Below are 12,591 nucleotides of genomic sequence, written 5' to 3'. Positions count from 1 at the left end.
TATTATGGAACAACCTAATTTGAGTTATATCAACGATCTTGCTGCAGGAGATGAGTCATTTAAGAATAAACTTATTGAGGTGGTAAAGGATGAACTACCAGTAGAAATAGAAATTTACCATAGTAATATGAATAGTTCCGCTTTCGCGAAAGCGGCAGAAAACGTACATAAATTAAAACACAAGCTAGGAATTTTAGGACTAGTAGATGGGTATGAAACTGCTATTGCTTATGAAGAACAATTGAAATTAGGGAAGAGCAGTCTTAAAACTGAATTTGAATCCATACTTGTTGCATGTAATCATTTTATAAATGATTTATAATATGTAAATTGCTCTATAACTAAAACCTAGAACCTTTTGAATTGTATAATAATTGATGACGAAGCGGCTGCGAGAACTATAGTGGCACACCTGTGCAGTCAGGTAGATAATCTAGATGTTATTGAAGAATTTCCTAATGCCATAAGTGCAATGAAATTTCTTAATAGAAATGATATTGATCTTATATTTCTAGATCTTCATATGCCAGATTTTAGCGGATTTGATTTTATTGAGACACTCAAAAATCCACCTAAAATAGTACTTACTACGTCAGATAAAAACTTTGCTATAGAGGCTTTTGGTTACGACTGTATTGTTGATTATTTACTAAAGCCTATTACTTTCCCTCGTTTTTTAAAATCAGTTCAAAAAGCTCAAAAAGAGAAGGTTGCACCTCGTGTTGCCGCAGCTCCAGCAGCTCCTGTTGTAAAAGAATCTACCGCACTAGTGGAAAAAGAACTGTATGTGAATATAGATCGCAGGCTGGTTAAGATACTTTTTGAAGATATTTATTTGATAGAAGCCAAAGGGGATTATATACTCATTAAAACAGAAAAGAAAAATTATACGGTTCATTCTACATTAAAGAAAATAGTAGAAAAATTACCGGACTCCTTATTCTTAAAAGTTCACAGATCTTACATTATTAATTTCAAGAAAATAATAGATATAGAAGATAATAGTGTGCTTATAGCAAAGAATGTTATTCCTATAAGTAGGTCCAATAGACCAGAATTAATGCGCAGACTTAACTTATTGTAAATAGGTTAACTAGCTAGAACGACCATTCGTCGACAGTAAAAAGGTACTAATCGTTTTAAAAATTTTAAGACGATGTAGCAGATTAAATTTGGCTTATAAATCAATAGGTCATGAAAAAAATTACTTTACTCTTAGCATTAATTTGCAGTACAATAGCGCTTTCTCAGAATTATCAATATCTAGGAACATTTAGTTCTGATGGGACACCAGATTATCTAGAACCAGTCAATGATGTCATAACAGGTACATTATTAGAAACGGTTAATAATGCACTTCCTGAAAGTTATCCAGTTCCAGATTTTAATCCGCAATATTTATCTTCTGGATATGATACTGATATTGTTTTAGAGGCAGATGGAGATATCTGGGTAACCTTTGTAGGAGAAGGTGCCGGTTATAAAAATGTCTTAGGCTTTTATACCTATGATGCGACTGTGGCTGTTCATCCTGCACCTACACCTAGTGATGTAACTATTATTTTTCCTAACATATCAGCACAGTTTAGTGGTGGTGGACTTATACCTGGAAACAAAGTACATTTAGGTTCTTTTACAGCAGGAACAGGAATAGGATGGGTATTACTAGCAAATGGATATCAAAATAACCAGGTAACTCCAGGTTTGTGGCAACTTTATTCTAATGAAGATTACAATCCAGAAAATGATCCAACAATAAGACAGCATAATGTATTATTAAATGATTCAGAAAATGAACGTATCATTTTAGGTTTTGAAGATATACGACGCGATTATGCATCTTGTGATCAAGATTTTAATGATGCCATTTTTTACATCACTGCAAATCCATTTTCAGCTTTAAAAACAACTAATTTATCTGTTCCAGATTCAGGTCTTAAAACAGTTTCTTCTGGTAACGATGGTGGTTTAGAGAGCAATGGAGATCTAGCTGGTCTTATAGCCAAACGTAATTTGACTAGATTAAAAGAGAACAACAAAATGTCTCAAAAGTCGATGCAAAGATCTTTTTTAATGAAAAATGGAACCATACCTACTTCATTAGATGGTTATTTACCTAACTCTGGTAAGTTTAATACAGAAGTGGCTCAGTATTCTACACCTACCGACTTGATAGGTATTACAAATGCAAATGAAGTGCTGGCTGTGGATTATTACCTGCAGGCAGATCGTGTATCTGCAGTTCTTGCTACATCTACCCAAAATGGGGTATATGATCACTCTAAGGCTATTTGTGATCGATTAAATAAATCAGTCTTAGATGATGTTAGAACGGTAACAGCAAGAGGACACCAGTTATTAATATCAACTATCATACGTGATAATGGAGAAGTAGAATATGCCGTTAGTTTTTCTATTAAATTAGGAACTGCAGCAAATGAGGTATTTAGTTTTTGGAGTATAGATCGTTACCCTGCTGGTGATTATAACAACTATCAAGTTTGGGGAGGTTCTTATTCTCAAGTGTTCCATATAGTAAATCATATACTAGATGCTTATACGGTTCAAAAAACATTGAATAGCGTCGCTTTAAGCAATGTAGTGCCACCAGTATTTGTACGTAGTGGTTATTATGAAGAAGGTAAATTGTATTTAGAAATCAATAACTCACAAGGATATCAAAGCTTATTTTTAAATACCAACCTTAAAGCAACAGAGGTAGCAAGCTTAGTCCCTTCTAATAGTACGTTGAGTTTAACAGGTAGCACTATAGAATCTATAGTAGTAGATACTGGTAGTATTTTTGACGCAGGAGTTTCTATAACGCCTAATCAAAATGAACAAATAGATGCTTTATATCTGGCAGATGGACCATGGGGTACAGACTATGTAGATGGTGAGGTTCTTATCAATACATTTGACGTTACCACTACAAATTCTTTTATGGAAAACGATGTTTATTATGTAGAAAGAAATCCATCGATACAAGGTCAGATCAAAGAAACATTAAACCTTTTCAGACATTTAAAAGCAGGCGATCAATTAGTGACAGTTTCAGATTATGACCAGATGTCATTTACGGTAAATAACTCTTTACCTATGGAGATTATTTTAATTACAGATGAAGATGTACTATGGGCAGACCGTTACCGTTACAACATACCTGCACATCTTACAGCAGCTGATTTAGTTATTAATTTCTCTGACTTTTTGAATTCGTCAGGAGCATCTACTACTAGTGACCAATTAAGATCTGTTGTGTTTTCTGTAAGTGGAGATTATAGCACGTTTCAACCATTTAATTTAAGTATAAATGACCTAAAATTTAAATCAAGCAGCAATACACTAAGTCTTGATAATAATAGTCTATTAGAACAAGCAACGGTAAGTAACTACCCTAATCCATTTGTGAACAATACTACATTTGAACTAGTAAATGAAAGTGATAAAGTAAGCATCACACTTTTTGATTTATCTGGTAGAGTAGTAGACGTTCAAAAAATACAAACTGGTCAAAACAACCGTACAGTAAGCTACTCAAAGCCGTCTTTAAAACCAGGAATATATATGTATAGAATCACAGACGAAAAAAACCAAAGTTACTCAGGTAGAGTTGTAAAGGAATAAATTCTTTAAAAAATTATTAATACTAAAACCATCACTTGAAAGAGTGATGGTTTTTTTGTGTTGGATCTGATTTCATTGAATAGTTGAGTGTATAGAAAAATTTTCTTGTTAAGAATGTTTTGTAATTTTATGTCAGTGTATTTACTATTCTAAAATAGATAAGTAAACATATGTAAGTTATCTATCTATATGTCAAATGCGATTTTTCATAGTTTTCAATTTGAATATATGGGAGTTCTAATACCTGAGTTTACTATAGAGTCATGAAAACTAATTAGATTATGTTTACCCAATTTTGACTCAAATGAAGTTGATCTGACTGGCGATTTCCGGTTCAAATTATTAAATCACTTTGAGATAATACTACCTAAATCAAAACACTCAAAAGAACATACAGAAGCGGAGTTTTCAACTTTACCAAATCTATTACTGTAGAGTAATACCTTAATAATATTATAAAAGTGGATACTAAGTATGCTCAGAAGATAGCCGACTACTTAAAATTAGATGTACATGATAAGGTTAATCAACTACCTGTTTGAAAACGAAAAGTACTGTACATCAAATGTGATTTTGAAAAGTATGATCTTCTTGTTTTTGATTACCATGGAGTCAGTGCAGACCAAATTGAATACTTAGAGAATATGGTTGACGTAGAAATTGGCAAAGGAAAGTGTGTAATAGCTATAAATAGACTTGAATTTAATAAAGAACTCGAGACGAATAAAAATATCACTCGCTTAGAAATATCCACTACATAAAAATACCGCTATCTCACTTTTATAAAGTAAAATAGCGGTACTATTAAATAAGCACTCGATTATAATAGAGGCTAGAATTTAAACAACTTTCCTTTAGTAACTTGTAGTCTAAGAGTAAAACCAACTTCAGTAAATTCAAATCCTGCTGCTGTTGCGCTGGCTATATTACTGTATTTCCCATAAGCACCAGCTTGTAATCTAGGAGAGAAACTGTAGATTAATTTTGCCTCAGCTCTTAGTAAAGTAGTAGCCTCGTCTTGTTCTACAAATTGATATCCACCAGCTACATTTGCTAGATATGTCCATTTACCACTGTTGCCATTGAGATCTATAAAAGCCTCTGCAGCCTGGTAGATACTAGGACTAAAATATTGATTAGGTAACTGCTCTTTATAACTTAAATACTGATAGTTTAAACCTGCCTTAATAGCTGGCGCTTTAGTAAATGTGTAATAAAGAGAAGTGAATAACAAGTTTCTAGAGTTACCATCTGTTTGTTGTGTATGCATTAAACCGGTGTACCAGCCTAGATTAAAAGTCGTACCCATATTATAATTAAGCATGTAATTATTTAAGAATATCTTCTCGTCTATAAGAGCAGCATTAAAATTTTGTAACTCACGACTGTAGCCTATCTCTAGATTTTGTAGAGCAAATGGTCTTGTTTTTAAGAACAAAGAACCATTTACATCTGTATAGCTATTCACGTCTGCATTTGCTTTTGTAAAACCTAGAGTGCTTTCTACCCATGTGTTATTTTTGATTCTGTATTTAGTACCTAATGAGATATTAGTATTATTTGCCATATTACCCAGTGTCATATTTTCTGTAGTTCTATAAGAGTAATTAAAGCTAGCCGTAAAACGATCTGAAAAAGGAACCGTAGCATTTATACTTGCTCCATAAGCTTCATTATCACCATTATCTCTAGTGTATGCAGCAGTTGTGTTTATCGTAGGACTTAATGAATTATCAATGGCTGCTATTAAAGACTTAGCATCTTTTTGCTCTGGATAATATTCTAGAGTTTTCTGAGCATAGGCATATGCTTTCTTTAAATTTCCCTGACCACGGTATGCATTTGCAATTCCTAAATTACCGCTGAAAGAGGTACTATCCTTTTCTAGAATAGCCTTATAGTAATCTATACCTTTATTTATTTTACCAGTATACATAGACATAGAAGCACTTAGAGCACTTATTCTATTACTAGATCCTAGTAGGTTAGTTAACGAGTCTATTGCAAGGGTTGCATTTTTATATTTCCCATTCCATATAAGCGCCTGTATATAACGCTCTTGAGTAGTCATGATTTTAAGTGAGTCGTTTTTTGCTAGTGTAGTAGCCTCTTTTGCATACTGAAGCGCTTCTTTATCCTTACTATCTAAGTGTGCAACGAGTGATAACCCTACTAGTGCATTACTACGGTCTTCTATTTTGTTATAAATGTCGTTTGCTTTTTCAAAATCAGAACTGGTAATATAAACGTTTGCTAGCGCACTCATAGAGTCTGCATCGTTAGGGAAATCAACAAGATTTTCTTCTAGTAGACTTATAGAAGTAGGGTAGTCCTGTGCGGTTAATGATTGAGATGCTTTACCTAGTCTCATGTATTTTTTAGAAACAACTGCATTCTGGTTACCAGGTAAAATCTCTAGAGCTTTATTTACATATAATAAAGCTGCGTCATATTCTTTTAGATTAGATAGTGTGTTTGCATATCCTAGTGTTGCAGGAAAACTAGTACTGTCTTTTTTTACTAGGCCTTCATACATACCCTTAGCCTCGTTAAAATCTTCATTCCATAATAAGGACTCAGCATAATTTAATAAAATCTCAAAATCATTAGGATAGGTAGCTTTAAGATCTGTAAAAAGTTCTTTAGCTTCTACCGTATGGCCATTAAGACCTAGAGCGCGACCATAACATAACCTAGCTGTCTTATTAGTAGGGTAATCATTAAGTACTTCTTCAAAAAAGGTTTGTGCTTCAGCATATTTACCAGTTTCTAAAAAACGGAAACCAGCATTCATATCCTGACCGTAACACATCGTACTTACTAATAAAATTAAAAAGAGACCTAGATTTTTCATTGTTCGTTTATTTACACCTGCAAGTTATCACCACATACCACAGTTTTAATCTGCGGTTAATTGCAACTGGTCTACACTTTTTGTCGATTCAAAGACATTGCATTTCTACCTGCGACAGTTTACTACTAGCAGCACTTAAAAAGTAAGTTTTTTAGATAGCTTATAACTGCTCTATATAGTAGGTGTTTATACCGCTTTCGCGAAAGCGGAACACCACAAACCTCTAAAATTCTTTTAAAGAACGATACTTACCATTCGTCTACAGCATTTTTCATCTGGTCGAAATTGAGCGTTTTACACGCTATTGAGATCGCATATTTGTATCAGAATTTAAAAACAACACAGCTATGCAACTTACACTTATAAAGAATGACAACGCAATGAGAATCGTACATAACGGCAGAATGAGTTCAAAGAACCATCAATTAACCGTAGTACATAAAAGGGTAGATAAGCCTGTTATACAATTAATTGCTTCTACAATATAAAACTATGTTAGCCATTACTCAACGTTTAAGAAATAATATTACACAAGAGCAGCTTTTTATGCTCAGCGCATTTATAGTAAACGGCGGAAACTATTTTTATAACCTCATGTTAGGGCGTTATTTAGGACCCACTCAATTTGCAGATGCTGCTATTTTAATAACCTTATTATTAGTACTATCATTTATCGCGATGACTTTTCAATTAACCGTAACGAAGGTTACGGTAGAATTTGCTCCTGAGCAAAAAAAGAGTTTTATAGCAAAGATTTATAAGTATGCGATAGGTACTGGACTTTTTTTAGGAATGATAACGGTAGGGTTTGCTGGAGGGCTTAAAGATATATTTCAGACACAATCTTCAGGTATGTTTGTCGCATTTGGTATGGCGATACCTTTATATTTTATAATGAGTATCAATCGAGGTATTTTACAAGGTGAGAATAATTTTTTCCACCTATCGATTACCTATCAGACAGAAATGCTTTGCAGGTTGCTGCTTACTTTTTCATTACTTCTATTAGTAGACTTACCATCAGAATATGCTGTTTCTATAGCAATAGGTGTTTCTTTTATTGCAGGACTTTTTCCTTTGAGTAGAAATTCTAAGAATACAAGTCCAGCAATTATTATTTCTAAGACAGAACAAAAGAGAATTTTATTGTTTTTTATTCTTACTGCCTGTTATGAGCTTACTCAAATAGTATGTAATAACAGTGATATATTATTAGTAAAACATTATTTCCCATCTTATGATGCTGGCTTATATGCATCTCTAGCTCTAATAGGTAGAGTGGTTTATTTTGTAACATGGATGTTTGTTATGTTACTTCTTCCTAAGGTTCTTCAAAATCGTAAAGAAGGAAAAGATGCTGTGCCTGTTCTTAAAAAGTTTGTAGGATATATTACAGCTCTTTCTTTAGTAATAGTAGGTTTTACATTTATTTTTCCAACTACAGCTGTGTATTTACTTTTTGGAGAAGATTATGTGAGCATTGCTCCCTTATTAGGATGGTATGCACTGGCAACTTCATTTTTTGCTTTGGCAAATATTTTTGCTTATTATTTTTTATCATTAGATCATTACAAGCCTATAGTAATAACAGCCATTTTTGGAGCACTACAAGTAGTGACTATTATATTATTTCATGATAGCCTTTTACAAGTTGTGATGGACCAAGTATATGTAATGGCAGGATTACTTATAGCACAACTTTGCTATTTCTCAAAAGAACAACACAGAGCAAAAAAAGCGTAAACGATAGTAAATGATCACTCGTCTACACTTAATGTCGATCTATCGTTATTTCTTAAAATCAAGGAATCTATGCTAGATATTTGCAGTGTAAACAAACAATAATAACATTTAAAACAAATATCATGGCTTTAGAAATCAACGAAATAGAAGGAGTACTTACACTAACAGGAACAGTTTCTAACACTCACGTTCAAGAGTTGTTAAACTTTATTTCTATAGTGGTAGAAACAGAAAATAAAGTAATTCTTAACCTATGTGGTTTAAAAGAAGGAAAGGAACTTTTAATGGGTAGATTAAATGAAATGAAAAGAACAATAGCAGACGATAAGATGCTGTTGTTTTATGGAGCAAAGACTGAAAATGTTAGTCTTTTATTTCAACAAATTAATAATCCTATTTATCCTAATAGGCTAGCAGCATAATCCACTACAAAGATTCCACTCACTTTAAAAACCAAAATCATGAAATTAGCAATCGTCACAGCATATCCACCTAGTAAAGTAACTCTTAATGAATATGCCTATCATTTAGTAAAACATTTTAGACAGCATCAAGAAGTATCAGAACTGGTGCTTTTAACAGATGATCTTGCGGCTGAGGCGGTGATCGATTTTAAAGAAGAAGGTTGTAAAGTAACTGTAAAACCATGTTGGAAATTTAATAGTTATGCAAATGTACTTTCTATTGCAAAAGCAATCAGAATTACACAACCAGATATGGTGTTGTACAATTTACAATTCATGAAATTTGGAGATAAGAAAATACCAGCTGCATTAGGCTTATTCTCTCCATGGTTAACTAAGTTAATGAAAGTAAAAACTACGGTACTACTTCATAACATTATGGAAACGGTAGATCTTGAGAGTGCAGGTTTTACAACTAATAAAATCAAAAAAGGAATTTTTAATTTCATAGGAGAATCTTTAACACGTGTTATTCTTAAAGCAGATAAAGTTGTACTAACCATAAGTAAATATGTAGATATCTTAGAAGAAAAGTATCAAGCAGATAATTGTGTGTTGATACCACATGGTACATTTGAAATTCCAGAAGAGCCTTCTTACGACTTACCTACTGGAGCTCTTAAAATTATGACTTTCGGAAAATTCGGTACGTACAAAAAGGTCGAGAATTTAATAGAAGCGGTAGAGCAAGTGAGAACTCGTACAGGTCAAGATCTAGAAATAGTTATTGCTGGTACAGATAACCCTAACACAATAGGATACCTTGATGATGTAAAAGAACAATATAAAGAAGTGTCTAACATTACTTTTACAGGTTATGTTGCAGAGGAAGATGTGCCCACTATATTTTCAGAAAGTGCTATGGTTGTATTTCCTTACACTTCTACCACAGGTAGCTCAGGTGTATTGCACCAGGCTGGTAGTTATGGTAAAGCGGTAGTAATGCCAGACTTAGGAGATCTAAGTATATTAGTAAAAGAAGAAGGTTACAAAGGAGAGTTTTTTGAACCAGAAAGTGTAGAAAGTCTAGCTGGAGCTATTGAGAAATTAGTACAAGATACAGCATACAGAAATGGGATAGCACAAGCAAATTATAAAGCGGCAACGGCATTACCTATGTCTGTAATTACAAGAATGTATTTAAATGAATTTGGTGTAGAAGAGATGGTTACTTATCCTCAAATGCCTATGGCAGTCTAGAAGATCTATTTTTAATGACATTGTAAGCAGGTTTTATACCTGTGGAGTCCATAATCCCAAAGTAAGCCTGTTTGTTTTTGCGCCATGGAAGCGATCCTGCGACATCTTGGGGAATATTATCAAAGTCATAAAGAGTCCAAAAGAGATAGTTAATGCTATCTCTTTTTTGCGTTTCAAGAAGTTGTTTATAAAAAAGAGCCTGATCTTCTTTATCATTTCCATTAAATGTCCAGAAACCATCATAACTAGGCAGTCCTATTTCTTGTAAAACTATCGGTTTTATGGTAGACTTTTTTAGTGTATTATGAGCACTACTTAACTCTTCTAGATCTTGATAATAATGATAAGATATAAAATCTACATCGTCTTTTAAATTAAGAGCAGCCTTGTGAGAAGACCATCCTATAGTCACAGGATGTAAAGAGTCCAGTTGTTTTAACGCCTTAATAGTTTGAGATAACCAAGAAAGTACACGATCCTTACCACGGTTTTTAAAATCAAGATCGGGCTCATTTTTAATATCCCAACATAGAACCGCTGGATGATCTTTTACAGAACTAACAATACCTTTAAGATGCTTGTTAGTTAGTGTCCAGTTGTTCATGTCATAATCACCATAGAAATCAAAAAGAGTAATCATAACTTTTAAGTCGGCTTTTTGAGCCTGGTCTAGAAGAGTGTTCAATCTGTTTAATTTGAGGTCATCTATCTCTGCTTTTCCAAAATCTTCATAGCCTATAAATATTCTAATCGTATTTAGATTTAAGTCTTTAATTATTTTAAAGTCAGCAATTAGAGTCTCTTCTTTTATAGAATCATTAAAAGTGTCCCAAGGGTGTTTTTCTGGATAATAATTAAGCCCTTGCATTTGTTCTATTCCTACAGGCGCGATTTGTGCAATGGTTGTATTTTGATGTACGGCAAGTTTTTCAAAATGTCTCACACGCCAGAAACCATCTTCTAGTAATAAAATGATTCTATAGTCTTCGTTAAATTCTCGTTGTGTTACAAACACATGGTCTTTGTAAATTTTTTCTACTCCAGTGACCTGCCTGTCGGTCAGAACAGCTACAGTACCGTCTGCACTATAAAAATTGAGTGTAACGTGATGGCTCAATGTGGTAGACTGTATCGATATATTTTGAGCAGCGTTGTACTCAATTAACGCATTTACTTTTTTACGAGCAGTTTCTGTATAATGATCATAAATACCATCTATGTTATTGTTTTCTAGAGCTAGATTCTTAACGTACCACGCGTCCAAGTAATCTTGTTCTATTTTTTGTTGGTTTGCAGCCTCCATAGGTCTACCAGGGTTATCAATAGACACCCAGGTTACATCTGGTAAATAATAATCTGTGCGTGCCACATCTAGATGCAACATCTTAGAACTATCTGCACCAGTGTTGAGGTATGCAATAACCTGACTTATTCCATAAATAACACCAGCGTTTAAAAAAATAAACACAGCGATAATAAAAATGCGGTATAGGATTTTATTTTTTTTCACTTGAGATCTATAGATTTTAAGGCAGTAATCCCAAGAGATTCTACCTTTAATTCATAGTTGCCTGGCAGGATAGTTTTTGTGTCATACGTATGAGAGACTATTCCTTTTTTAGTCCTTAAGATAATTTCTTTACCATCTAATTTAAGAGATACTTGTATGCCGTCTGGTACTGTTTGTCCTAAATAACTAGTTAAAGGACCTATGATTATGGTGTTTCTTTCTTGTTTTTGTATGATGATTTCTTTTAAAATAGACTTAAAATTTATATCTATTTCAGGACTCTCTACCATGCCGGTAATGACTCCTCTTACTGTCCATGTAGAAGGTTTTTCTGGATGTAACGCTTTCGCGAAAGCGTAACCATTAACAGTACTTGCCGTAGTAGTCCATCTTTGATTAAAATTATCTGTCATAAAAAAGGTCACTATAGTACCGTCGCTCATTACGTTACCATTAGGGTCTTTAATTTGATCGGTTTTAATGCTGATGATTTCGTTAGCGTCTGCATAGTTGTGGTTGCTATCTTCATATATTTTAAAAGGTCTTGCAATGTCAGGAAAAACATCGGCAACTAGTTCTGTTGAAGAGATATTACTTAGCGTGCTACCAGTTATCAACCTGCCAGTAGTTAATGGAGAGTTGATTCTTTGCCATGTAAAACCTGCCGTTACTTTGTGTACCTCTTTATTTATAGTTCCTTTAAATTGATGTTGCATTAAGACATTTGTGCCGTCAGGTAACAAGTTATCCAGACTGTCTACAGGTATGCTGACTAGCATGGTGTAGTCTCTATTATTTGCTATTATACTACGTGGGCCCAGATAATTTTCTACCGTTTTTAATGCACTTGTGTTTGAAAATAATTTAAAATCGCCATTCTGTATGGTCTTACCACCAGCAATAAGTTGCCAGTTAATAATACCTGCATGTTGAGTTATTTCTTTAGGGATATTAATTTTGAGTTGTTTGTTATCTAGTTCAATAGGTAAAACGGTTGTTCCATAAGTACCTGAAATTATAAATTCTAGTTGGTCTACATACTCTTCTTCAAAAGATTCAAATTGAATTAGTATTCCAGTATTAGTAACTACCTGGTCAATAGGTGATTTAATGCTGTAATTATAGGTAGTAGTCTTTTCCACTTCTTCTTTACTAGCCGTAGAGCAAGAAAAAAGTAGAGCTATAAGAGCCAT

The 12,591-nt window shown here is 33.5% G+C and carries 10 protein-coding genes; 7 read left to right on the top strand and 3 right to left on the bottom strand.

Annotated elements, in window-relative coordinates; translation table 11 throughout:
• The first annotated feature begins 4 nt into the window (after positions 1-4).
• The 3 genes from ACJJVJ_RS05990 to ACJJVJ_RS05980 all read left to right on the top strand — a co-directional run bounded on the left by ACJJVJ_RS05990 (position 5) and on the right by ACJJVJ_RS05980 (position 3,627).
• Complete coding sequence (locus ACJJVJ_RS05990; protein ID WP_405369522.1) at positions 5-322, top strand: Hpt domain-containing protein; 318 nt, start codon at positions 5-7, stop codon at positions 320-322.
• A 36-nt stretch (positions 323-358) separates the two neighbouring features.
• On the top strand, positions 359-1,084 hold the full coding sequence (locus ACJJVJ_RS05985) for a LytR/AlgR family response regulator transcription factor (RefSeq protein ID WP_405369521.1): 726 nt from the start codon (positions 359-361) through the stop codon (positions 1,082-1,084).
• A 110-nt stretch (positions 1,085-1,194) separates the two neighbouring features.
• Complete coding sequence (locus ACJJVJ_RS05980) at positions 1,195-3,627, top strand: DUF4114 domain-containing protein (RefSeq protein WP_405369520.1); 2,433 nt, start codon at positions 1,195-1,197, stop codon at positions 3,625-3,627.
• An 832-nt stretch (positions 3,628-4,459) separates the two neighbouring features.
• Here ACJJVJ_RS05980 and ACJJVJ_RS05975 read toward each other — a convergent pair.
• Positions 4,460-6,481, bottom strand: a complete 2,022-nt coding sequence (locus ACJJVJ_RS05975; RefSeq protein WP_405369519.1) for a tetratricopeptide repeat protein — start codon at positions 6,479-6,481, stop codon at positions 4,460-4,462.
• Positions 6,482-6,828: 347 nt separating this feature from the next.
• Here ACJJVJ_RS05975 and ACJJVJ_RS05970 point away from each other — a divergent pair, with 347 nt between their 5' ends.
• The 4 genes from ACJJVJ_RS05970 (at position 6,829) to ACJJVJ_RS05955 (ending at position 9,888) form a co-directional block, all read left to right on the top strand.
• On the top strand, positions 6,829-6,969 hold the full coding sequence (locus ACJJVJ_RS05970; RefSeq protein WP_405369518.1) for a hypothetical protein: 141 nt from the start codon (positions 6,829-6,831) through the stop codon (positions 6,967-6,969).
• Between the two features lie 4 nt (positions 6,970-6,973).
• The gene (locus ACJJVJ_RS05965; protein ID WP_405369517.1) at positions 6,974-8,224 is read left to right on the top strand and encodes a sugar isomerase; all 1,251 of its coding nucleotides are present in this window, start codon (positions 6,974-6,976) and stop codon (positions 8,222-8,224) included.
• A gap of 122 nt (positions 8,225-8,346) precedes the next feature.
• Positions 8,347-8,646 (top strand): hypothetical protein, encoded by a 300-nt coding sequence (locus ACJJVJ_RS05960; RefSeq protein WP_405369516.1) that lies wholly within the window; start codon positions 8,347-8,349, stop codon positions 8,644-8,646.
• 39 nt (positions 8,647-8,685) lie between these two features.
• On the top strand, positions 8,686-9,888 hold the full coding sequence (locus ACJJVJ_RS05955) for a glycosyltransferase (RefSeq protein ID WP_405369515.1): 1,203 nt from the start codon (positions 8,686-8,688) through the stop codon (positions 9,886-9,888).
• Here the strand turns inward: ACJJVJ_RS05955 and ACJJVJ_RS05950 are convergent.
• The gene (locus ACJJVJ_RS05950; RefSeq protein WP_405369514.1) at positions 9,875-11,398 is read right to left on the bottom strand and encodes a cellulase family glycosylhydrolase; all 1,524 of its coding nucleotides are present in this window, start codon (positions 11,396-11,398) and stop codon (positions 9,875-9,877) included. The two genes, ACJJVJ_RS05955 and ACJJVJ_RS05950, sit on opposite strands and share 14 nt — an antisense overlap.
• The gene (locus ACJJVJ_RS05945) at positions 11,395-12,591 is read right to left on the bottom strand and encodes a hypothetical protein (protein ID WP_405369513.1); all 1,197 of its coding nucleotides are present in this window, start codon (positions 12,589-12,591) and stop codon (positions 11,395-11,397) included. The genes ACJJVJ_RS05950 and ACJJVJ_RS05945 overlap by 4 nt, the downstream gene beginning before the upstream one ends.

The organism is Nonlabens sp. Asnod2-A12 (genome assembly GCF_045063745.1).
Classification (GTDB): domain Bacteria; phylum Bacteroidota; class Bacteroidia; order Flavobacteriales; family Flavobacteriaceae; genus Nonlabens; species Nonlabens xylanidelens.
Note: the sequence above shows the minus strand (reverse complement) of the source record. Positions and strands in the feature narration are given on the sequence as shown.